Raw genomic sequence first — 25,099 nt, forward strand, 5'->3', positions numbered from 1 at the left:
CAGAATCCATGCACCATAACTTATAACTCACAACCCATAACTTAAAAACGATGAAACAACTAATTAGCAGTTTAAAAGGGGACAAAGGGATTTGGTCATTTGTGGCCTTATTGGCCCTGTTTTCCTTTATGCCTGTTTTTAGTGCCAGTAGTAACCTGGCTTATTTGGGTCATGGAACAGGAAATACCTTAGGGTATTTATTAAAACATCTGATACATATTTGTTGTGGTTTTGCAATTATTTATGCGGTACACAATGTTCCGTATCATTATTTCCGGTCTATTTCTAAATTGTTACTGCCTGTAGTTTGGGTGGTTTTAGGGATTACAATGATAAAAGGAACAGTGATAGGCGGAGCCAATGCAAGTAGATGGCTCCAAATTCCGTTTGTAGGTTTGTCATTTCAGCCTTCTGCCTTTGCAGCTTTGGTTTTGTTTGTGTTTGTAGCACGTTATTTATCAAAAACAAGAACAGAGCCGATAGACTTTTTAGAGTCTTTAAAGGAACTTTGGTTGCCTGTTTTTATTACGCTAATGTTAATCCTGCCTTCGAATTTTTCAACCACAGCTTTGATTTTTTCAATGGTTGTAATGTTGGTATTCATAGGGAGATATCCAATGAAATATATCGGAATTATTGTAGGTTCAGGAATAGTTTTTCTTAGTTTTTTCTGGGTATTGTCTAAAGCTTTTCCAGATGCTAAATTGTTTAGCAGGGTTAGAACATGGGAAAGCCGAATTGAAAATTTTAGTACCAATAAGCCTGATGAAGATGATTACCAAATAGAGAAAGCCAAAATTGCCATTGCATCTGGAAAAATATATGGATTAGGTCCGGGGAAAAGTGTTCAGAAAAACTTTTTACCACAATCGTCTTCCGATTTTATTTACGCCATTATTGTTGAAGAATACGGCTTGTTAGGTGGTTTAGGAGTGCTGTGTTTGTATTTATTGTTGCTTTTTCGTTTTGTGATTGCTTCGCATAAGGCCAATACGCTTTTTGGAAAATTAGTCGTCATTGGGCTCGGTTTTCCAATGATTTTTCAGGCGATGATTAATATGGCAGTTGCTGTAGAATTATTACCTGTTACAGGACAAACGCTTCCGTTAATAAGTAGTGGAGGAACTTCTATCTGGATGACTTGTATCGCATTGGGAATCATCATTGGTGTAACCAAAAAAGAAGAAGAAATAGAACAAGAACAAAAAGATGCTGCCAGAAGAGAAGAAGCGCTTCAAAGACTGATTGATGCTGAATTAGCTGCTGAAGAGCAACAACAGAAAGAGTCCTATTCGATAGAAGATAAAATGACTAATCCAATGAATGCCGTTTTAAATAAATAGATTGATAGCAATGAAACAGTATAGATTCATATTGAGTGGCGGAGGAACCGGAGGACATATTTATCCTGCAATTGCAATTGCCAATGAATTAAAATCGAGATTTCCGGATGTGGAGTTTCTATTTGTAGGAGCTCAGGATAAGATGGAAATGCAAAAAGTACCGCAAGCAGGATATGCTATCAAAGGTTTGTGGATTGCCGGATTGCAAAGAAAATTGACTCTACAGAATGCTATGTTTCCATTGAAATTAATTAGCAGTTTGTGGAAATCCAGAAAAATAATAAAACAGTTTAAGCCCGATGCGGTTATAGGAACAGGTGGTTTTGCAAGCGGTCCTTTGTTGCAAATGGCAAATATGCTTGGTATTCCAACATTGATTCAGGAGCAAAATTCCTTTCCGGGAATTACCAATAAATTGTTGAGTAAAAAAGCCAATGCTATTTGTGTGGCTTATGAAAATCTGGAACGATTTTTTCCAAAAGAAAAAATGATTTTGACAGGGAATCCTGTTCGTCAGGATTTGATTGCAATTGAAAGCAAAAGAGCAGCAGCAATTGAATATTTTAAATTGTATACCAATAAAAAAACGCTTTTAGTTCTTGGTGGAAGTTTAGGTGCCAGACGAGTCAATCAGTTAATTGAAAAAGAACTGAAAAATATACAGGCTCAAGACGTTCAGATTATCTGGCAATGTGGGAAGTTGTATTTCGAGGATTATAAAAAATACAATTCGGAGAATGTTCAGGTGGTTGCTTTTATTGAAAAAATGGATTTTGTTTATGCTGCCGCCGATATTATTATTTCGCGTGCTGGAGCTTCTTCGGTATCGGAATTGTGTATTGTGGGGAAACCGGTAATTTTTATTCCATCGCCTAATGTAGCTGAAGATCATCAGACAAAAAATGCAAAAGCCATTGTCGATAAAAAAGGAGCGCTTTTAATCAAAGAATCTGAATTAGATACCGAGTTTAGTTTGGTTTTTGAAGCTTTGTTGAAAGATCCGGAAAAACAAAAGCAGTTGAGTGAGAATATAAAAGAACTCGCGTTGCCAGAAGCAACAAAGCAAATTGCCGACGAAATTGTGAAATTGATACAATAGCAATGATAATTGTCAATAATAATGGCAATAGCAAAATAGAAATAAAAATAATAACACAATAGTATCTCAGTTTTGATTTTTGACAATTGATATTGTTGTTGAAATTAACATTGAAACATTATTGAAATTGACATTGAAAATGAATCTAAATCAAATACATAACGTTTATTTTATCGGTATCGGTGGTATTGGTATGAGTGCTTTGGCGCGCTATTTTAAGTATATCGGGAAACAGGTTTCCGGTTATGACAAAACACCAACGATTTTAACTAATGAGCTAATCGAAAGTGGTATTGCTATTCATTTTGATGATGATATCAATTTAATACCTAAGGATTATTTTGTCGAAAATACCTTGGTGATAATTACGCCAGCAGTTCCAAGAACCCACTCCGAGTGGAATTACTTTTTAGAGCGTGATTATCAGGTTAAAAAAAGAGCCGAAGTTTTAGGGATTATTACGAAGGATACTTTTTGTTTTGCAGTGGCGGGAACGCACGGGAAAACGACTACGTCCAGTATTTTAGGACATATTTTGAATGAAAGTGGTGCTGATGTAACAGCCTTTATTGGAGGAATTGTAGAAAATTACAATTCGAATTTAATAGGAAGCGGGAAAACCGTAACTGTTGTTGAAGCCGATGAATTTGACCGTTCGTTTTTGCATTTGCATCCGGATATTGCCTGTGTGACTTCAATGGATGCTGATCATTTGGATATTTACGGAACTAGCGATGCTATAAAAGAATCGTTTACTGAGTTTGCAGATAAAGTAGAGGATAAATCTAAATTGTTTATTACGACTGATTTGCCACTTTCAGGAATTACTGTTGGAGTAAATGAGGAAGAAGCGGTTTACAATGCTTTTAATATTAGAATAGAAGACGGAAACTATGTTTTTGATGTTAAAACACCTGCTGGAGTTTTAAAAGATTTTCGTTTTGGACTACCAGGAAGACATAATTTGATGAATGCTTTAATGGCTTTTGCAATGGCAGTAAATTTCGGCACCCCAACCGATGCCATTGCAAAAGCCTTAGCTTCATTCCAAGGAATAAGAAGACGTTTTTCGTATCAAATTAGAACTGAAAACCTGGTTTATATTGATGATTATGCACATCATCCTACTGAGATAAATGCGGTACATCAGGCGGTTAGGGAGTTGTGTCCTAACAAAAAAGTATTGGCAGTTTTTCAGCCGCATCTTTTTAGCAGAACCAAAGATTTTGCAGATGATTTTGCAAAAAGTCTTTCTCAGTTTGACGAAGTGTTATTGATGGATATTTATCCGGCACGTGAGTTGCCTATGGAAGGAGTAACTTCGGACTGGTTGTTGTCTCTGATAGAAAATCAGAATAAAAAATTAGTTTCAAAAGAAGATTTGATAGCAACTATGTTGAAAAGTGATGCTCCGGTTATGGTTACAATTGGAGCTGGTGATATTGGTGAAATGGTGGGAGCAATTAAAAACGCTTTAAATGAAAAAAATATTTAATTGGATAAATATCAGATTAATCCTAATGTTAGGGTTGGTTGTTTTTCTTTTTTCGTTTACTTCAAAGCGAAATGAAAAGCGAAAATTAGCAAAAATAGCTGTTGTTTTTGTAGGAGAAAACAATCTTTTTGTCAAGAAAGAAACGGTTAATAAATTGTTAATAGAAAATATGGGCGACCCATTAGCTATTGAAAAAGATAAATTAGATTTGAATAAGCTGGAAGGAAAGCTGAATTCAAATGCGATGATTGACGAATCAGATGTTTTTGTAAGTATTGATGGTGTTCTGAAAGCGGTTGTAAAGCAAAAGACTCCTGTGGCTAGAGTGATTAATGGTTCAGAATCTTTTTATGTTGATTATAAAGGTGGTAAGATGCCGCTATCGGATAATTTCACAGCTAGAGTTCCACTTGTTTCGGGGGATATAAATAGAGGGGATAACGAAAAATTGGCTCGTTTGTTTCGTGTGATTTATGAGGATGATTTTTTGAAAAAAAACATCATTGCTATAGAGATTATGCCTAATGCTAGCTTAAAAATGTTCAATAGGAATTACGATTACCAGATTGATTTTGGTAGTATGATGAATTTTGAAACGAAATTTAAAAATTATAAAGCCTTTTTTCAAAAAGCAGTTTTAGATAGTACGTTATATAAATATAAAAAGATTGACCTCAGGTTTACAAAACAAGTAGTTTGCACTAAATAATAGAAAATGGAAAAAGAGAATATTGCAGTAGGTCTAGATATAGGGACAACCAAAATCGTTGCCATGATAGGCAAGAAAAATGAGTATGGTAAGTTAGAAATTTTGGGAGTTGGAAAATCCAAAAGTCTAGGTGTGGCTAGAGGAGTGGTTAATAATATTACACAAACCATTCAATCTATTCAGCAAGCAATAAATGATGCGGAAACAAATTCAGGTTATAAAATTAAAGATGTTGTTGTAGGGATTGCAGGACAACACATCCGTAGTATTCAGCATACCGATTACATCAGCAGAAGTAATCCGGAAGAAGTAATTGGTGGAAATGACATTCAATTACTAATTGATCAGGTTAATAAATTGGCCATGTTGCCAGGGGAAGAAATTATTCACGTTTTACCTCAGGAATTTAAAATAGATGGACAATCTGAAATAAAAGAACCAATTGGGATGTATGGCGGGAGGCTAGAATCCAGTTTCCATGTTGTAGTAGGTCAGGCTTCGTCTATACGTAACGTAGGGCGTTGTATTCAAAGTTCTGGTATCGAATTGTCAGGGTTGACTTTAGAGCCATTAGCTTCATCTGATGCGGTTTTGAGCCAAGAAGAAAAAGAAGCTGGAGTTGCCTTAATTGACATCGGTGGAGGAACAACTGATTTGGCCATTTTTAAAGATGGAATTATTCGTCATACCGCAGTAATTCCTTTTGGAGGAAATGTAATTACTGATGATATCAAAGAAGGCTGTTCTATTATAGAAAAACAGGCTGAATTGTTGAAAGTTAAATTTGGTTCGGCTTGGCCAGGAGAAAATAAAGACAATGAGATTGTCTCTATTCCGGGATTAAGAGGAAGAGAGCCTAAAGAGATTTCGTTGAAAAACTTGTCCAAGATTATTCACGCCCGTGTGGTGGAAATCATTGAGCAGGTTTTTACAGAAGTAAAAGCTTATGGCCACGAAGATCCAAGAAAAAAACTAATTGCTGGAATTGTACTTACTGGTGGTGGTGCTCAATTGAAACACATCAAACAATTAGTAGAATACATTACAGGGATGGATACCAGAATTGGATATCCTAATGAGCATTTAGCAGGTAATTCAGACGAAGAGTTTTCTAGTCCATTGTATGCAACTGCAGTTGGATTAGTAATGAATAGTATTTGTAATAATACGCAGAGTGCGATAAGAAAAGAAGAAGTAGTTCCTCAAAGAACTGTTTATTATCGTGAGCCGGTTGTGGAAACGGTAGAGCGATTTGAACCGGAAGTAGAAGAGGTACAAACGCAAGTACCGGTTTATTCTAAAAATGAAGAGTCAACAGGAGAAAAGATTAAGCGATCTTTCTTTGATCGTTATGTTGATAAGATTAAAGACTTTTTAGATAACGCAGAGTAGTAAGATAGAAGAGAATAAAGCACAAAAAATATATAAATATCAAAAACCAAATATTATGACGAGCAACTCAGAATTTGGAAGTATTTCATTTGATTTACCAAAAAATCAATCAAATGTAATCAAAGTAATAGGTGTAGGTGGAGGCGGAAGTAACGCTATCAATCACATGTTCAAGCAAGGAATCAAAGGAGTTGATTTCATTGTGTGTAACACTGATTCACAAGCACTGCAAAATAGTGGTGTTCCTAATAAAATTCAATTGGGTGTGAATCTGACTGAAGGTCTTGGTGCCGGAGCTAATCCAGACGTAGGACAACAATCGGCTATAGAAAGTATTGCCGATATCGAAAAGATGTTGGACCGCGGAACTAAGATGGTTTTTATCACAGCCGGAATGGGTGGAGGTACCGGAACTGGTGCTGCGCCTGTAATTGCTCAACTGGCTAAAGAAAGAGAGATTCTTACCGTGGGTATTGTAACCTTGCCGTTTACTTTTGAAGGAAAGGTGCGTCAGGAACAAGCGCTTATTGGAATTGAAAAATTACGTAAACAAGTTGATTCTTTAATTGTTATCAATAATAACAAATTAAGAGAAGTATATGGAAATCTTGGTTTCAAAGCAGGATTCTCAAAAGCCGATGAAGTTTTGGCAACAGCCTCAAGAGGAATTGCCGAAGTAATTACACATCACTATACTCAAAATATCGATTTACGTGATGCTAAAACCGTATTAGCTAATAGTGGAACGGCTATCATGGGTTCGTCTGTTGCTTCAGGTGAAAACAGAGCTAAAGAAGCTATTATTGCTGCTTTAGATTCTCCATTATTAAATGATAACAAAATTACAGGAGCCAAAAACGTATTGTTGCTCATCGTTTCTGGATCTAATGAAATTACCTTAGATGAAATTGGTGAAATCAATGACCACATTCAAAGTGAAGCGGGTTATAATGCTAATATCATTATGGGAGTTGGTGAAGATGAATCATTAGGTGATGCAGTTGCTGTAACGATCATTGCTACTGGATTTGATATTGAACAACAAAACGGAATTGTAAATACTGAGCCTAAAAAAATCATTCACAGTTTAGAGGATGAGCAAAAAATTGTTCACAATTTAAGTAGTACTCCTGTTGCTAGTTTTGATTTAAGTATTGATAAACCGGTAATTAATACAGCTGAAGAGCGTGTAGTTTTCGATTTAGTTGACGAAGAGGAAGAAGAAGTAGTTGCTGTTGTTGCTCCAGCTCCTGTTGTTCCGGTTGAGGGAAACGAAGAATTGATGGCGATATCTGAATTTATTAAAAATATAGATGTTACTTTCGAAATTGTTTCTCCTATAAAAGAAGAAGAGTTTACATTTTCTGCACCAAAAGTAGAAGAAGTAAGACAAGCAGTTCAGCCAATTGTTGAACAACCAAAAGCAATCGAAAAGCAAGAACAAACTTCTATTTCATTTGATTTGCCTCTTTTTAAAGCCGAGCCAGTTCAGGAAAAAGAAGAAAAAATCTTATTCGAATTGACAAATGAAACTAAAGAAATCAAAGTAAACCAAGCGGTTCAATTTGTACCTGTAACAGAATTGTCTGATAACGGGGTTATCAAATATTCTTTGGAAGAGTACATGGATGCTGAGAACGAATTAGCTAAACCAGTTGCAAAAGTGGTGGAAGAAGTAATTCCTGAGGAGTTGAATATTACAATGAAAAAAGTAGAATTAGCTCCGGAAGATTTTTCTAATGCAGAAGATATTTCTCCTATCGAAATGACAATTGAAGAAACTTTACGTTTAAGAGCTGACGAAAGAAGAAAGAAATTAAAAGAATTTAATTATAAGTTTCATAATAACGTTTCTAAGATTGATGAGTACGAAAAAGAACCAGCTTACAAAAGATTAGGTATCGATATTTCGAATAATCAAATGAATAATGCTAACTCAAGAATCTCTGTTGGAACAGATAGTAATAACGATTTACAATTGCGTTCTAATAATTCTTATTTGCATGATAATGTAGATTAGTGAACTTAATTTCATAGATAATAACCCGAAAATTGCATTTAATTTTCGGGTTATTTTTTTTACCTTCGCACGGAGTTTGAGTCAAAGAGAATGCTTCTTAAAGCTGTTTTATCTTATCAAATTCGATTTCAATTAAATATCAAACTAGCAGTATTGCTTATTAATAAAATAGACAAATGAGTTTATCAGTAAAAATCATGGATGAGATGAAAACCGCCATGAAAGCTAAAGATACAGTAGCTTTAGAATCATTAAGAGCAATAAAATCAGAATTGCTTTTAGCTCAAACGGCTTCTGGTTCTAAAGAAGAAATTTCAGAAGAAGAAGAAATTAAATTATTGCAACGTTTGGTGAAAACCCGTAAAGAAAGCGCAAGAATTTTTACTGAACAAAATCGTGCTGATTTGGCTGAACCTGAATTAGCTCAGGTAGCTGTAATCGAAAAGTTTTTACCGGCTCAATTGAGTGAAGCTGAAATTGAGGCTGTAATTGCTAAAATTATTGCTGAAACTGGAGCATCTGGAATTGCATCTATGGGTAAAGTAATGGGATTAGCTTCTGCTCAATTAGGAGGAACTGCCGAAGGCAAAACGATTTCTACTATAGTAAAAAAATTATTAGTCTAAAATCATAAATCTAAAATAAATTTGGCTGCGTAGTTCAACTGGATAGAATATCAGATTTCGGCTCTGAGGGTTGCAGGTTCGAACCCTGCCGCGGTCACTTTTTATAGCTTCAAAAATAATCAGGTTAATTTGGTTGTTTTTGAAGCTTTTTGTTTTAAAATAGAAAAAGTCAATCTATAGTAAAAATCAATTTTCAGTAAACTATGAAATATTATGTATATGTTTTGGAAAGTGAAATTGATGGGAGGTTATATAAAGGTCAGACATCTGATATTGATAAACGTATAAAAGAACATAATTTAGGAAAAACAAAATCTACAAAAGGATATAAACCTTGGAGATTAGTTTATTTTGAGGTTTATGAAACAAGAGAAGAAGTATTAGAGCGTGAAAAATATTTTAAGACAGGAAGTGGAAGGGCTTTTTTGAAAGAGAAATTACAAAATAAATGACCAGTTGGATTTAGTTTTGTTAGTCAACTGAATACCTGTCTGCCTATAGGCAGTGAATGTCAGATTTCGGCTCTGAGGGTTGCAGGTTCCCCGCCTGCCGGTCGGGCAGGGAACCCTGCCGCGGTCACTTTTTATAGCTTCAAAAATAATCAGGTTAATTTGGTTGTTTTTGAAGCTTTTTGTTTTAAATTGTATTGAATTTAAAATCTTTTTGATGGAGCTAACTATGGTATTTCAATTTTTTATCATTTTTGTTTTTGGGATATTAGCTCTTCTCTTGATCGTGTTTCGAATTATTGAACCTATTTATGTTTTCTTCTTTAAGAAACCTTTGTTTTTACATATTTACCCTTTTTCTAAAAAGCTGAATAATGAGCAAAAAGAAATTTTAAAAACGAATTTCCTTTTTTATAATCGGCTTACTCCAAAAAAGAAGCGCTATTTTGAGCATCGTGTTAAAGAGTTTGTGCGTAAATATGAGTTTATAGGTAAGGATATAGTGATTACCGAAACGATGCAAATACTCATAGCGGGAACTTATGTGATGCTGACTTTTGGTCTGCGGAAATACCTAATTACTTTATTTACGAGAATTATTATTTATCCTTCAAGTTATTATTCGTCTTCAAACGATGCTTACCATAAAGGCGAGTTCAATCCCAGAATGAAGTCGATTGTTTTTTCCTGGGAAGATTATATTTTAGGTCATCAGACTACCAATGATAATATTAATTTAGGTCTTCATGAATTTGCTCATGCCTTGCATTTTCATTGTATGAAAAGTAATGATTCCAGCGCAGCCGTTTTTTTTTGATGAATTTAATAAAGTGACAAGGTATTACACTGATGCGGAATTAAATGCCGAATTGCGTTCTAAAGGCTATTTCAGATTGTATGCTTATCAAAATCAATTCGAATTTCTAGCAGTAATTTTGGAGCATTTTTTTGAAACTCCGAAGCAATTTAGAAAGGAACATCCGGAGTTGTTTGTCATTGTTAACAATATGCTTAATTTTAAAGAGTATTTAGTTGAAGATTCTTTTTAGAGTTGTTGCTGATTTTTTTGTAAGTTATTTATTTTGAGTAATCGATTAACTAATACTTAGAGCTAAAATTATAGAAATAATAGGATTCTTTTAGCTCTATTACAAGCTTATATAGATGTGTTTTTATATATTTGTTTACAGTTTTTCTAAAGAAAATCTTAAAATTAGAATGTTATTTACTATCATATAAAATAAATTATTTCTTCACTTTCCCATTTTCTATTCGATATTTTTTCTGAATCAAAAAGAAGTTTTAATCTATTTTGAAATAAAATTTTAAGCAATATGCTAACCAAAGTATATTGAGAATATAATTCACAGTTGTTATTTAATTTATATAATTTATGCTAAGAAAATACTCTTTCATAATAATTTTTGGTGTTATCATTTTTTTTAATTCATGTAAGTCATCCACCGAAGTAGATCCGGTTTCGATAGGATTTTCGCAATGTATTAATCAGGATATTTGGAGAATGTCGATGAATCATGAAATGACGGTAGAAGCTTCTCTGCACCCGAGAGTTAAACTGACTATTTTTAATGCTAACCGTAAAGTAAAAAAGCAAATCCAGGACATTGAAAAGATGATTCAGGATAAAAAAGACATTATAATTGTTTCTCCCTTTGAATCGGATTCGATTGTTCCTGTAATAGAAAAGGCGGTTCTTAAAGGAATTCCTGTAATTGTTGTGGATAGAAAAGTAAATACTTCAAATTACACGGCTCATATAGGTGCAGATAATATTGAGGTAGGAAGAATTGCAGCTAAGCATATTGTTTCCTTGTCTAAAGGGAATGCTAATGTTGTTGAGATAAAAGGAAATTCATCTACCTCGCCCGGTTATGAGAGAAATTTAGGTTTCAGGCAAATTTTAGATAAATATCCGGGTGTCAAAGTGGTTACCATGGAGGCTAAAAGAGATGAATTAGTCTTAGATGATTTTTTAAAAATACTGAATAATTTTCCCAATATTAATTATATCTATGCTTACAATGACGAAATTGCCTATCAGACCTGGAGGGTTCTTAAAAAAAGAGGCTTAGAGAAAAGTATAAAAATTATAGGAGTAGATGGTCTTAATGGGCCTAATGGTGGACTTCAGTTGGTTCAGGAAGGGATTTTAGAAGCCACGGTTTTATATCCTACAGGAGCTGCCGAAGCAATAAAGTTGGCTTTGAAAATAGCCAATAAAGAAATTGTTCCTAAAAACAATAAGCTAAATACCATTTTGATAGATTCTCTTAATGCAAATATTATAAGTAATCAGTTTGATCGGATAACAATTCAGCAATCGGATATTGAGCAGCAGCAAAAGGTTATCAAAAATCAGGAGAAAAAATATGTAAGCCAGAATAATCTTTTAAAATTGTTGACTTTTTTATTGGTAATAGTCTTAGGTCTGGCTATTTATAGTATTTACTCGAGAATTATGATTAGTCGAAAGAAACAGGAATTAGAGGAAACCAATAAAAAAATCAAACACCAAAGAAATGAAATTAAAAAGTTTTCTAATGAATTAAAACAAAGTAATGAGGCGAGATTGAACTTTTTTACGGGCTTGTCACACGAATTCAAAACACCTTTAACGCTGATTTTGAGTTCGGTTGAATCCCTGGAAAGTGAATTTAAGAATAAAGGAATTGCTATCAATAAAGAAATTAATTTGATGTATAACAATTCCAGAAGATTACTGCGTTTAATCAATCAGTTATTGGATTATAGAAAAACCGAGGATCAAAAATTTACTTTGAGAGCATCGCAAACCAATTTATTGGATTTTTCAAAAGGTATTGTAAGTGATTTTGACCGCGAAGCAAAGAAAAAGAATATTGAATTTTCATTGACTACTAACAATGAAAATTTAGAGGTTTATATCGATAGAAATTTAATGGATAAAGTCTATTTTAATCTGTTGTCAAACGCCTTTAAATTTACACCTGAAAACGGTAAAATCAGTATTTCGATAAAAGAAGATAGGGAGAATAATGTTGTTCATATTCACTTTAAGGATTCGGGAATTGGCATACCAGAAAAAGAAATTGATCAGGTATTTAACGCTTTTTATCAGGGGTCTAATAATTATAGAAACAGTTCGGGAATTGGACTGCATTTATCAAAGAGTTTTATTGATTTGCACAAAGGAAGTATTGATGTTGTTTCAAAAAACGGAGCAGAATTTATCATTACATTACCACTTGGAAAAGAGCATTTAGATGAAAAATCGATAGTTAAAGAAGCTGCATTAGATTATGTACATCAATCCGATTATTTGGATTCTGAAGTTATTCAAAAGAAAGAACCTCAGCATAATGAGGATAGGTATTCGATTCTTTATATAGAGGATAATAAAGATCTTTTGGATTTTGTATCGAATAAGTTTTCAACCGAATATACTTTTTTTACTTCAGATGGAACTAATGCTGTGGAATATGCTTTAGAGTTAATTCCTGATATTATTATTTGCGATTTGAATTTGCCGGAGCTGAATGGATTTCAAATTTGTGAAAAACTCAAAAAAGATTTGAGAACTTCTCATATCCCGACGATTATATTAACCTCTTCGGACGATCAGGATTCTTATTTACAGGCTTTAGATAGTGGTGCAGATGTTTTCCTGACCAAACCATTTAATTTAAAAGTATTGGCGCAGTCCATCAAAGCCTTGCTTTTTAACAGAGAGAAATTAAGGTATTATTATACCAATAATATAATTAATATCGAAGAAGGGACTTTTGGAGTTAGCGAACAGGATTTTCTTAAAAAGCTTAACGAACTGATTGAGAAAAACTTAGATAATTCGGCTTATACCGTGGAAGATTTAGCTAAAAACCTGGCTATTTCCCGTGTGCAATTGTATCGTAAAGTCAAAGCAATATTGGGAATTAGCATCAGTGATCATATCAATAATATAAGATTAGAAAAGTCTAAAGAATTTTTGAAAAAATCAGATCTAACAATTTCAGAGATTGCTTATGCGGTAGGTTTTTCTACACCGAATTACTTTTCAACCTCATTCAAAAATAAATTTGGCATCTCGCCAAAAGAGTATAAGATTAAATAATTCAAAACTCATTTATGATAGGCACCTTTTAAAAGAACGTGTTTATTTTTTAGCGTTACAATCAAGCCTGTCAAGAGTATTTTGACAGGCTTTTTTTTGTTATTAACTGTTTTGAAAACTGGACTGCTAAATTTTCATTTTTACCCAATTCAAAAATAAATCCGGTTGATTGATTAGTTGTTTTGAAAATCAAGTCCACTTAAAATTTTCATAAATAAATCTGCCATTTTCTTAAAAAAGTATAAAAAGCGATTAATCAAGGTTGAAAATACGTAAACGGGGTATCATTTTCTAAAACTGGAAGTAACATAGTTGTATTTCCTGTAACATGATTGTAACTATAACGAAATAGTTTTTAGTTTGATTTTAGTTTTAATTCACTGAAATCAAGTGTTTTGAGGGTGTGGTATTGGGGTTTTGGTGAGATTGTATGTAATTGATACATATTCAAAATATCTAGCTTTTTTTTACATATACCTTAGCAATTCAATTTAATAATTTTTGATAATGAAAAAAATAGTCGTTTGGTCTGTTATTGCTTCGCTTGCAGGATTCCTGTTTGGTTTTGACACAGTAGTCATTTCGGGAGCTGATAAAAAATTGCAAGAGCTTTGGAATTCATCTGATGCTTTTCATGGAACTGTAGTTATGGGAATGGCTTTATGGGGTACTGTTTTCGGAGCCATTTTTGGGGGAATACCTACTAATAAAATAGGAAGAAAGAATACTTTATTATGGATAGGTATTTTATTTTTCTTTTCGGCCATTGGATCCGCTTTAGCAAATGATCCTTATGTTTTTGCGGCTTTTAGATTTATTGGAGGTTTGGGTGTAGGAGCATCTACAATTGCTGCTCCGGCTTATATTTCTGAGATAGCACCGGCAAAAGACCGAGGGAAATTAGTTGCTTTCTATCAGTTTAATATTGTTTTAGGGATTTTGATGGCTTTTCTGTCTAATTATTTGTTGAGAAATACAGGAGAGAATTCATGGAGATGGATGATGGGAGTACAAGCCTTTCCTTCCTTTATTTATACGCTGTTCGTTTTTGGTATTCCTAAGAGTCCAAGATGGCTGTTGTCTAAATCCAGAAATGAAGAAGCTAAAAAGATTTTGGCTTTAATGGGGCAGGAAGCCGATTATGAGCAAATGAAAAAAGAGATTGAGCTGGATAATAGCAATGCCGCTAATACCAATGACAACATTTTTTTAAAAAAATACCGTACTCCACTAATCCTGGCTTTTTTAATAGCCTTATTTAATCAGTTATCAGGGATTAACGCTTTTCTGTATTATTCTCCCCGAATTTTTCAGGAGGCTGGTTTGGGAGAGAGTACTGCGTTACTTAGCAGTATTGGTATCGGTGTTGTCAATTTAGTTTTTACTTTATTAGGGGTTTCATTAATTGATAAGTTGGGTAGAAAAGTACTGATGTACATAGGCTCAGTAGGTTATATTATTTCGCTGAGTCTTGTAGCCATCGCTTTCTTTTTAAAATGGCAGGGAATGGCAGTTCCGATTTTTCTGTTCTTGTTTATTGCAGCTCATGCCATTGGTCAGGGTGCTGTTATCTGGGTTTTTATTTCAGAGATTTTTCCAAATCACCTTAGAGCTTCAGGACAAGCTTTTGGGAGTACTACGCATTGGGTTTTGGCAGCAATAATTCCATCACTAATACCATTTTTGTTTTCTTCAATCGGAGCGGGTGTGGTGTTTTTATTCTTTGCCGTAATGATGGTTTTTCAACTTTTGTTTGTGGCTTTTTTAATGCCGGAAACTAAAGGAATTTCTTTAGAAGAATTAAGTAAAAAATTAATAAAAGAATAGATCATGACTAAAATTGCTATTAAAAAACACGCTAAATTATTGTTGTGTACCATAGGTTTACTGACTTTGTTTAATTGTAAAGAGTCTTCAGTATCAGATAAAAAAGCATATACGGAAGAAGAATTGTACCGACCTAATTTTCATTTCACGCCTAAAAAAGCCTGGATGAATGATCCTAACGGCATGTTTTATTACAACGGCTACTATCATCTTTACTATCAACACTATCCGGATTCAACTGTTTGGGGACCTATGCACTGGGGACATGCAATAAGTACTGATATGGTCACCTGGACAGAAAAACCAATTGCCATTTACCCGGATGAAAAAGGATATATCTTTTCAGGAAGTGCTGTGGTGGATTTACAAAACACTTCCGGATTTGGGAGTTTGAAAAATCCTCCTATCGTAGCCATGTTCACCTATCATGATCCAACAAAAGAAAAAACGAAAGAGCCGGGAATTCAGTCACAAGGGATAGCCTATTCATTAGACGAAGGATTGACTTGGAAAAAATATGAAAAAAATCCGGTAGTAGAATTTCCTTCGATTAAAGATTTCAGAGATCCAAAGATGACCTGGGATAACATTCACAAACAATGGTTAATGGTTTTAGCCGCAGGTGATAAAACTATTTTTTACAGTTCTAAAAACCTAAAAGACTGGACAATGCTTTCTGATTTTGGAAAAAATATCGGAGCACACGGCGGTGTTTGGGAATGTCCTGATTTTTTTCCGATGATGGTAGAAGGTTCGGACGAATATAAATGGGTGCTTTTGTTGAGTATCAATCCGGGAGGACCTAACGGCGGTTCGGCTACGCAATATTTTGTAGGTGATTTTGATGGTAAGACATTTAAGCTGGATGAATCTTTTTCTAAAGATATAAATGGGCAAAAAGGGCTATGGATTGATTACGGAAGAGATAATTATGCAGGTGTAACCTGGTCTAATATTTCAGAGACTGATGGCAGAAAATTGTTTATGGGGTGGATGTCCAATTGGGATTACGCCCAAAAAGTTCCAACTCAAAAATGGAGAAGCAGCATGACTGTAGCCAGAGAATTAAAATTGATTAAGGAAAATAATCATTACAGGCTTTCTTCAGTTCCGGTAAGAGAATTACAAAATTATGTAGCCAATACAATCAAGAAAAAAGCGTTTAAAATTACCGATAAAAAAACGGTTTTAATTGATAAATCATCAATTGACTTAACAAGACTAGACATTCAATTTACCTTAAGAAATCTTAAAAAAGACATCTATACTTTTTCACTGTGTAACAGTTCTGATAACAATATCAGTTTTGGTATTAATAAAAAGGACAAATACTTTTTTATCGACCGAAAAAAATCTGGGGATTTGTCTTTCTCGGATGCTTTTGCAAAACAAATTTCGAAAGCCCCTTTTACTGAAGATTTTGATAAAATAGACGTAAGAGTAATAGTCGATAAAACTTCAATCGAAGTGTTTTACGATAACGGCAAAACAGTAATGACCGAAATATTTTTTCCGGAAAAACCAATGGAAACATTTTCTGTAACGAAAGAAAAATTCGATTTCACCATCGAAAACTTAACTATTAACCAATTAAATTTTAACTAAACTATCTAAACTATGAAACGAAAAATCATTTTTTATTTAATTCTAATGGGGTCATTTTTTTCACTTTCGGCCCAAAACATCGGAATAAAAGGAGTTGTAACCTCTTCTGAAGACGGTATGTCGCTCCCGGGGGTATCTGTTGTAGTATCAGGGTCTAATAAGGGGACTATTACTGATATGGACGGTAAATATGAACTTAGAAATGTAGATCCAAAAGCAACTTTGACTTTTAGTTATGTGGGATTTACAAATCAAACGCTAGAAGTAAACGGTCAGGAAACAATTAATGTTATTTTAAAATCAGAATCGCAGCAATTAACAGAGGTTGTGGTAACGGGATATTCTAAAGAACGAAAAGTCGATGTGACAGGAGCTGTAGTTGTTGTTGAGATGAAACCCATCGAAGGACAAAGTATGAGTTCTGGTAACGCCATGCAGGCTTTACAAGGTAGGGTTGCCGGTTTGTCTATTGAAAAATCGGGAGATCCAAGTGGTGCAAGTAGTAAGATTTTGATCAGAGGGGTAAGTACCCTGGGTAATACCGATCCATTGTATGTAATTGATGGTGTGCCTACAGTAAGACCAGAGGTTTTTGCCAGTTTAAATCCAAGTGCAATAGAATCGGTTCAGGTATTGAAAGATGCTTCTGCTTCGTCTATTTATGGTTCCAGAGCGGCTAATGGTGTTATTGTTGTAACAACCAAAAATGCTTTTAAAGGAGAAAGAATGAATGTTTCTTATAGTACCAGTATTTCTGCTATGTCAGAGAAAAAACAAAGGTATAAAATGCTGAATTCAGTAGATAGAGGAAAGGTTTTATGGCAGGCATCGGTTAATGATGGGGCTAATCCGACAGATGCTTACGGAGCAATCTATAATTTTGACTGGAATAATGACCTGAATAATCCGGTATTGAATAGTGTTTCCGTTCAGCCTTATGTAGGTGGGGATACTAATATGCCGGCAGGAAATACAGATTGGCAGGATGTAGTGTATAAAACAGGATTTGTTATCAATAATGATTTGTCCGTATCAGGAGGTACTGATAAATCCAATGCCATGTTGAATTTAGGCTATTTGGATAATACAGGAATGTTGAAATATACTAATTTCGAAAGATATACCGCAAGATTGAATGCTAATTTCAAGTTGTTTAACGACAAGGTACGATTTGGTATTAATTCACAGTTTACCCAATCTAATGAAAGATTAGCAGCTAATGACGTTGGGAATTCTCCGGTTCCTGCCTTGGCTATTTCATTAGCACCAACAATTCCGGTTTATACTAATTCCGGTGGATTCGGTGGGCCTCTGGGTTCCGGTTATTCTGATAGAAATAACCCTTTGTTGATGCAATATTTAAACAGATGGGATAATACCAGAAGAATTTCGTTGTACGGAAATGTTTTTACAGAAATAGATTTAATGAAAAACCTTACCTACAGAAATAGTATTGGTATGGATTTTAATGATTTCAACAGAAAAGATATTGAACCAAGGGTTAGTAATGGTTCGGTTAACAGAGATAATAATAGCTTAACTCATGATACCAATAAATATTCGAGTTTAACTATTTCGAATACTTTGAATTATAATGTAAAGCTTTCCGATCATAAAATTGGTGTTCTGGTAGGGATGGAATCAGTTAAAACAGATTTTCATAGTTTATTATCCCGTGGAGAGAATTTTGCTGTAGAATCAGAATCTTATTTTGTATTATCAGCTGCTTCAGGAGCAAGAACTTCAAACGGACTGACAACAGGAAGCCGATTGCTTTCTCAGTTTGGGAAAGTTAACTATGCCTTTTCTGATAAATATTTGGCTACTTTTACTATCAGACGAGATGGCTCTTCCCGATTTGGTGAAGACAACAGATACGGAGTTTTCCCGGCTGCTACAGTAGGTTGGAAAATCAGTAATGAAGATTTTCTGAAAAATGTTAAAGCACTTTCGTCATTAAAACTTCGTGCCGGTTATGGTGAAGTAGGAAATCAATCCATTGGAGATTTTGCCAGTTTAGGTTTGTTTGAAGCCAGATATGGAGTTAATCAAAATGTTTTTATACCTGATTTTTTCAATATTTATTACAATGTAGGTACTGCTTATGATTTGGGTGGAGTGAATACAGGAAATTTACCATCTGGTTTTGTTTCTATCCAAGCGGCTAATTCAGGATTGAAATGGGAATCGACTAAAGAGCTTAACTTAGGGGTGGATTTTGCTTTTCTGGATAACAAGCTATCAGGTTCCTTTGATTATTTTTCCAGAAAAACGGATGGGATTTTAATTAAACCACCAGTTGCTTCGGTTTTAGGAGAAGGACAACAGCGTTTTGTGAATGGAGCTTCTACTTCTAACAAAGGTTGGGAATTGGTTCTAGGATACTCAGATACATTAGAGAATGGATTGAATTTTAATGTTACCACTAACTTTGGTGCTACCAGAAACAAAATAACCGCTTTACCTGAAGAAGTAAGAACAGCTTATCCTGGAACAGCAGCTAACTCTATCGTTGGTCATTCTCAGTTTGAAATTTTTGGATACAAAACCGATGGATTATTTCAATCACAGGCTGATATCGATTCTCATGCTACACAAGTAGCTGCAAGATTAGGAGGAGTTAAATTTGTAGATATTAACAATGACGGAGTTATTAATTCTGATGACAGAACTTTTATCGGTTCCACTCAACCTAAATTAGAATACGGTATTAATATTAGTTTGGCTTATAAAAATATCGATATGTCTGTTTTTGGTTCCGGAGTTACCGGAAGAAAAGGAGTTGATCCTTATATTTATTGGAATAATTTTGTTCAGGGTAGAGAAAATGCAGGACCTGGAACTTTGAACGCCTGGTCTCCAACCAATACTAGTAGTACGATACCTTCACTAACAACAAATAATACGGATTACGCTAATATGTCCGATTATTTATTAAGAAACAATTCTTATTTCAAAGTTAGAAACATCCAAATTGGATATTCATTGCCGGAGAGTATAACTGAAAAAACCGGTTTTATTACTCGTTGTAGAATATATGCTCAGGGAGAGAACTTATTTTGGTTTACTCCAAAAGGATATATCGGTTCTGATCCGGAACGTACTAATATAAATTCAATACCAGTACCTACAACATTCTCATTAGGTGTAAACTTAAACTTTTAATTAATTCTCATGAAAAAATATAATAAAATAGTTATCAGCTTCATGTCAGCTATATTGTTGGCATCATGTAGCTCCGATTTTTTAGATTATGAACCTAAAGGGGCGTTAAGACCGGATCAGGTTGCTACTATAGCCAATGCGGATGCGCTTGTTGTTGCTGCTTATGCGGCAATTGGAAATGACGAAATGATTGGACCAATTACCAGTCAGTGGGTTTATGGAAGTGTTCGATCTGATGATGCCTACAAAGGTGGCGGAGGTCGCGGTGACGTAGATGTTGTGGACAGATATGAGCAATATAATCTGACCATTCCTGATTATGGCGACTGGATGTTGCCTAGAACATGGACAAATCACTATAAGGCAATTTCCCGAGCTAACTTTGCTTTGTCTGTAGTTAATAATATTGATGAAGCCGATTATCCGTTAAAGAAAATCAGACAGGCTGAATTGCGTTTTCTAAGAGCTCACTCTTATTTTATGTTGAAGTTGTTGTTTAATAAAGTGCCTTTCATTACAGAAGACCTTACTAAAGAACAAATTTTGGCAACTTCAAATGATTTGTCTTCAGATGCCTTATGGAATAAAATTGCAGATGATTTTATTTTTGCTCATGATAATTTACCTCCTTCACAGGAACAGGTAGGTAGAGCGGATAAAAACGCAGCATCGGCTTATTTGGCAAAATTAAGATTGTATCAGGCATACGAACAAAATGATGATCATCAGGTAGTAAACATCAATGCAGCCCGATTACAGGAAGTTATTGATTATGCTAATGAAGTAACCGGAAGTTTAGAAACTGATTTTGGTTATAATTTCTTAGATGGTCGTGATAATGGTCCGGAATCGATTTGGGCTGTACAGTTTTCCATCAATGACGGAACAAATACCGGCAGAGTAAGTTTTGTAACAGGATTAAATTCGCCTCATGGTAACCCGCTTTACGGATGTTGTGGTTTCCACATGGCCAGTCAGAACATGGTAAACGCATTTAAAACAGATGCTGTTACGGGATTACCATTGTTAGATACTTTTAACAATTCAGATATTTATAATACTGTTGATGGTACCGGTAAATCATCGTTAACACCAGGAGTTACTATTGATCCAAGAATTGACCATACGGTAGGGGTCCCGGGAAGACCATTTAAGTATAAAAATAGTTTGAAAACAGCTGGGGATATGGTTTATAATTTTAGCTGGGCTAGAGATCCGGGGGTTTACGGCTACTTTGGGAATATGAAAGAGCAACAATCACCAGACTGTTCTTGTTACGTTAAAAACGGACCCTTCGTAGGAACTTCTAAAAACGTGGATTTTATTAGATATGCTGATGTGTTGTTGTTTAAAGCAGAAGCTTTAATTCAGTTAAACAGAAAGGATGAAGCTTTACCTATTATTAATTTAATAAGAGCCAGAGCCGCTGCAAGTACAGCAATGCCTCTAGCCGCAGGAGCTTCAAATGTGTATAAAGTAGAACCGTATCTTTCTTTTCCTTCAAAAGATTATGCTATGAAAGCATTGATGTTTGAAAGAAGATTGGAATTTGGTATGGAAGGCCCTAGATTCTTCGATTTGGTAAGATGGGGAATCGCCGAACCGGTTTTAAACGCTTACCTTGCTGTTGAAAAAGTAAAAAAAGGATTCCTTTCAAGTGCACATTTTACAGCGGGTAGAGATGAATATTATCCAATACCTCAAAGAGAAATTGATTTTACAGGAGGATTATATACTCAAAATCCAGGGTATTAAAAATAAGGTTAATAATGGTTGTTTAAATTAGTGTTTTTTATTTAGCTAAAGGCAAATCTTTATTTGCCTTTAGCTTTTTCACATTGTCTTAAAATATTTTAAACCGGAATTATGAGAGAGAAAAGACAAACTTATAAAAGGAACCAAATAGGATTTCTTTTTAGTTTGATTATTTGTGTTTGCAATTTAACAGCACAAACAGTCATTCCTGTTGCTACCAAAAATAATTTGTTGTTGATGCAAACAGACAATAGCAATAGATTGCGAATCATTTATTTTGGAAAGCCACTTGCCAACGAAAGCGAGTACAAAGCTGTCGCGGCAAATTATAATTATGATGAATCCAATGCCGGAATTTATAATTCGGCTTATACGCCTGCGGGAACCTGGAATCTGTCTGAACCTGCTATTCAGGTCAAACATGCCGATGGAAATACGTCGTTGGAATTAAAGTATGTAAGTCATAAAAAAGAACAAATAGATGCTAATGTAGCTGTTACCAGTATTCTTCTCAAAGATCCTGTTTATCCGTTTGAAGTGACTTTGTTTTATAAAGTTTGGGAAAAAGAGAATGTAATCGAGCAATGGACCGAAATAAAACACAAGGAGAAAAAGCCGGTTGTATTGCAAAAATATGCCTCGGCTAATTTATATTTTGCCAATAAAGATTTTTATCTCACGAGTTTTCAGGGAGAATATTTAAAAGAAATGCAGCCTGTTGAAACTAAACTTTCACAGGGAATAAGAACGGTGGATTCTAAACTGGGAACCAGAGCAATGTTGTTACAAACGCCTAATTTTATCTTGTCATTTGGTAAACCGGCTTCCGAAAATGAAGGGACGGTTATGTTGGGACAACTGGCATGGAGCAGTAATTTTAAATTGGATTTTGAAATTGATTCGCATAAAAATCTCCGTTTCATTGCCGGAATCAATCCATTTGCTTCCGAATATTCGTTGGTTCCAAACGAAACTTTTAAAACTCCTTCGTTAATTTATGCTTTATCGAATAACGGAACCGGAGAAGCGAGTAGAAATTTACATGATTGGGCAAGGAAATATCGGGTATTGGACGGTCAGGGCGAACGTTTGACTTTGTTGAATAACTGGGAGGCGACTTATTTTGATTTTGATGAAAATAAAATCAAAGCTTTGTTTGAAGATGCCAAAGATTTGGGTGTCGATATGTTTTTGTTGGACGATGGCTGGTTTGGGAATAAATATCCACGAAATAATGATGATGCAGGATTGGGTGACTGGCAGGAAAATAAAAAGAAGTTGCCAAACGGATTGGGATATTTAGTAAGAGAAGCTAAAAAAGAAGGAGTGAAATTTGGTATTTGGATTGAACCTGAAATGGTAAATCCAAGGAGTGAATTGTATGAAAAACATTTGGATTGGGTAATACGACAACCCGAAAGACCTGAGATTTATTATAGAAATCAGTTGGTGTTGGATTTGTCGAATCCCGAGGTCCAGGATTTTGTCTTTGGAATTGTAGATGATTTATTTGTAAAAAATCCCGAATTGGCTTTCATTAAATGGGATTGTAATGCGGTTATTTATAATGCCTATTCGGCTTATTTAAATAAAAAGGGAATCCCACAGTCTAATTTGTATGTAGATTATGTCAAAGGATTGTATAAAGTGCTGCAACGCATTCGTGCCAAATACCCAAAAGTTCCCATGATGCTGTGTTCCGGTGGTGGTGGCCGTGCTGATTATGAGTTTTTAAAATATTTTACCGAATTTTGGCCTAGTGATGATACCGAACCTGTAGAACGTATATTTTTACAATGGGATTATTCATATTTCTTTCCGTCAATTACAACAGACAATCATGTTACCGATTGGGGAAAACAACCGCTGAAATTTAGGGTAGATGTGGCCAGTATGGGTAAGCTGGGATTTGATATTGTAGCCGGTGAATTAGATACTAATGACAAAATATTTTGCAAAGAAGCTATTCATAATTACAATTCATTCAAAGATATTGTATGGCATGGCGATATGTTTCGTTTGGTTAATCCGCATGAAAATGATATTTCAGCATTAATGTATGTGAGTAAGGATAAAAGCAAAGCAATTGTATTTAATTATTTGGTGAACAATAGATTCAGCATTACGGCTACTAAACGGCCGGTCGTTTTTAACGGTCTGGATGCTAATAAACGTTACACGGTAAAAGAAATCAACCTTTATCCTGGCGTAAGTTCGACATTTTCTTCCGATAAAGTATTTACAGGAGATTTTTTAATGAAAGCAGGCTTTAATCCTAATGTTACGTTGAAAAGAACAAGCGTAGTGCTGGAAGTAAATGAGGTGAAATAATTACAATTTAAAGATTTAAAATATGAAAAAGAAACAAGCATTAAATGTTGTTTGCTTTGGAGAAGTTTTATGGGATGTTTTTCCAACGCATAAAAAAATTGGCGGAGCACCTTTGAATGTGGCATTGAGAATGAATTCTATAGGAGTTGCTTCGACTATAATTAGTAAAATTGGAAATGATGAAAATGGGAAAGATATAATCAAATATATCGAAGATCACAATATGAATTCCAGTTTGATACAAATAGATCCTGATTATATGACCGGAGTTGTTCACGTAATGATCAATGAAAAAGGAAATGCTTCTTATGATATTCATTATCCTTCGGCATGGGACAAAATTGTTGTCAATTCAGCCGCTGAAAAGCAAGTTAGTGAAGCCGATGCTTTTGTGTTTGGTAGTTTAATTTGTAGAGACGAAATTTCAAGGGCGAGTTTGTTCTCTCTTTTGAATAAGGCAAAGTATAAAGTATTGGATGCCAATTTGAGAGCACCTTATTATACTACCGAAGTACTTATCGAATTGATGTTCAAGGCCGATTTTATAAAGCTCAATGACGAAGAGTTGTATGAGATAAGTCAAAAATTAGAATCTCCTTATAATTCTTTTGAACAGAATATTCAATTCATTGCCGAAAAAACAAATACCAAACAAATTTGTGTTACCAAAGGAGCTTTTGGAGCAGTTTTGTATTATAATCAGAAATTCTATTACAACAGTGGCTACTTTGTAAAAGTGGTAGATACTGTTGGAGCAGGAGATTCTTTTTTGGCTACCTTGATAGTAAGATTGCTAAAAGGAAAATCCCCACAGAAATCGTTGAACTACGCCTGCGCCATAGGAGCACTAGTTGCAGGACAAGAAGGAGCTAATCCGAAGATTTCGGATAAGGAAATAAAGAAGTTTATGATGGTTTAAAGTTATAACCAAGGTTTTTAAAATATTGTCGTGTTATTAATGGGATAATCTCTTTTTGAGGGATTATCCCATTTTTTATTTACTATTTCTCTTTTTAGATAATATAAACTATAGGTTTTTACTTCTTTTAGTTGGTCATTTTGTATTTTTTAATTCAATTTTTGTTTTTTTCTGTAAAACCTGTATTGGTTGTTTAAGTGTTTGTTTTTTAGGGTTTTGTGTTGAGATAACCCTTTTGTTTTAGATGTAATTT

General features: G+C 34.5%; 17 protein-coding genes and 1 tRNA gene. All 18 read left to right on the forward strand.

All coding sequences use genetic code 11. The features are described 5' to 3' along the window. The first annotated feature begins 50 nt into the window (after positions 1–50). Positions 51–1,343, forward strand: a complete 1,293-nt coding sequence (locus FDM27_RS01110) for an FtsW/RodA/SpoVE family cell cycle protein (protein ID WP_140484864.1) — start codon at positions 51–53, stop codon at positions 1,341–1,343. Between the two features lie 10 nt (positions 1,344–1,353). Beyond that, positions 1,354–2,442: an undecaprenyldiphospho-muramoylpentapeptide beta-N-acetylglucosaminyltransferase gene (gene murG, locus FDM27_RS01115; protein ID WP_140484865.1), complete on the forward strand. Its 1,089-nt coding sequence runs from the start codon at positions 1,354–1,356 to the stop codon at positions 2,440–2,442. A gap of 139 nt (positions 2,443–2,581) precedes the next feature. Continuing rightward, positions 2,582–3,937 (forward strand): UDP-N-acetylmuramate--L-alanine ligase, encoded by a 1,356-nt coding sequence (gene murC / locus FDM27_RS01120; protein ID WP_140484866.1) that lies wholly within the window; start codon positions 2,582–2,584, stop codon positions 3,935–3,937. Then, a complete protein-coding gene (locus FDM27_RS01125; protein ID WP_140484867.1) occupies positions 3,921–4,646 on the forward strand; it encodes a cell division protein FtsQ/DivIB in 726 nt (241 codons plus the stop codon). The genes murC and FDM27_RS01125 overlap by 17 nt, the downstream gene beginning before the upstream one ends. A gap of 6 nt (positions 4,647–4,652) precedes the next feature. Further along, positions 4,653–6,038, forward strand: coding sequence for a cell division protein FtsA (ftsA, locus tag FDM27_RS01130; protein WP_071184940.1), 1,386 nt, complete (start codon positions 4,653–4,655; stop codon positions 6,036–6,038). Positions 6,039–6,093: 55 nt separating this feature from the next. Continuing rightward, positions 6,094–8,058, forward strand: coding sequence for a cell division protein FtsZ (gene ftsZ / locus FDM27_RS01135; RefSeq protein ID WP_140484868.1), 1,965 nt, complete (start codon positions 6,094–6,096; stop codon positions 8,056–8,058). 176 nt (positions 8,059–8,234) lie between these two features. Continuing rightward, positions 8,235–8,684 carry a GatB/YqeY domain-containing protein gene (locus tag FDM27_RS01140; RefSeq protein ID WP_071184942.1) on the forward strand — a complete coding sequence of 150 codons (450 nt, stop codon included), beginning with the start codon at positions 8,235–8,237 and terminating at the stop codon, positions 8,682–8,684. A gap of 23 nt (positions 8,685–8,707) precedes the next feature. Then, a tRNA-Arg gene (locus tag FDM27_RS01145) sits at positions 8,708–8,781 on the forward strand. 106 nt (positions 8,782–8,887) lie between these two features. Further along, on the forward strand, positions 8,888–9,136 hold the full coding sequence (locus tag FDM27_RS01150; protein WP_140484869.1) for a GIY-YIG nuclease family protein: 249 nt from the start codon (positions 8,888–8,890) through the stop codon (positions 9,134–9,136). 226 nt (positions 9,137–9,362) lie between these two features. Beyond that, entirely contained in the window at positions 9,363–9,950 is a 588-nt protein-coding gene (locus FDM27_RS01155) for a zinc-dependent peptidase (protein ID WP_255510466.1), read from the forward strand. 13 nt (positions 9,951–9,963) lie between these two features. Then, positions 9,964–10,182: a zinc-dependent peptidase gene (locus FDM27_RS01160; RefSeq protein WP_181161615.1), complete on the forward strand. Its 219-nt coding sequence runs from the start codon at positions 9,964–9,966 to the stop codon at positions 10,180–10,182. 344 nt (positions 10,183–10,526) lie between these two features. After that, positions 10,527–13,244, forward strand: a complete 2,718-nt coding sequence (locus tag FDM27_RS01165) for a substrate-binding domain-containing protein (RefSeq protein ID WP_140484872.1) — start codon at positions 10,527–10,529, stop codon at positions 13,242–13,244. A 507-nt stretch (positions 13,245–13,751) separates the two neighbouring features. Then, entirely contained in the window at positions 13,752–15,071 is a 1,320-nt protein-coding gene (locus FDM27_RS01170; RefSeq protein WP_140484873.1) for a sugar porter family MFS transporter, read from the forward strand. Between the two features lie 3 nt (positions 15,072–15,074). After that, positions 15,075–16,676, forward strand: a complete 1,602-nt coding sequence (locus FDM27_RS01175; protein WP_140484874.1) for a glycoside hydrolase family 32 protein — start codon at positions 15,075–15,077, stop codon at positions 16,674–16,676. 12 nt (positions 16,677–16,688) lie between these two features. Then, positions 16,689–19,841 (forward strand): SusC/RagA family TonB-linked outer membrane protein, encoded by a 3,153-nt coding sequence (locus FDM27_RS01180; RefSeq protein WP_140484875.1) that lies wholly within the window; start codon positions 16,689–16,691, stop codon positions 19,839–19,841. A 9-nt stretch (positions 19,842–19,850) separates the two neighbouring features. Continuing rightward, positions 19,851–21,596 carry a RagB/SusD family nutrient uptake outer membrane protein gene (locus tag FDM27_RS01185; RefSeq protein WP_140484876.1) on the forward strand — a complete coding sequence of 582 codons (1,746 nt, stop codon included), beginning with the start codon at positions 19,851–19,853 and terminating at the stop codon, positions 21,594–21,596. Positions 21,597–21,707: 111 nt separating this feature from the next. After that, on the forward strand, positions 21,708–23,927 hold the full coding sequence (locus FDM27_RS01190) for an alpha-galactosidase (RefSeq protein WP_140484877.1): 2,220 nt from the start codon (positions 21,708–21,710) through the stop codon (positions 23,925–23,927). A gap of 22 nt (positions 23,928–23,949) precedes the next feature. After that, on the forward strand, positions 23,950–24,846 hold the full coding sequence (locus FDM27_RS01195) for a carbohydrate kinase family protein (RefSeq protein WP_140484878.1): 897 nt from the start codon (positions 23,950–23,952) through the stop codon (positions 24,844–24,846). The last annotated feature ends 253 nt before the right edge of the window (positions 24,847–25,099 follow it).

Source organism: Flavobacterium sp. GSA192 (assembly GCF_006386525.1).
Lineage (GTDB): Bacteria > Bacteroidota > Bacteroidia > Flavobacteriales > Flavobacteriaceae > Flavobacterium > Flavobacterium commune.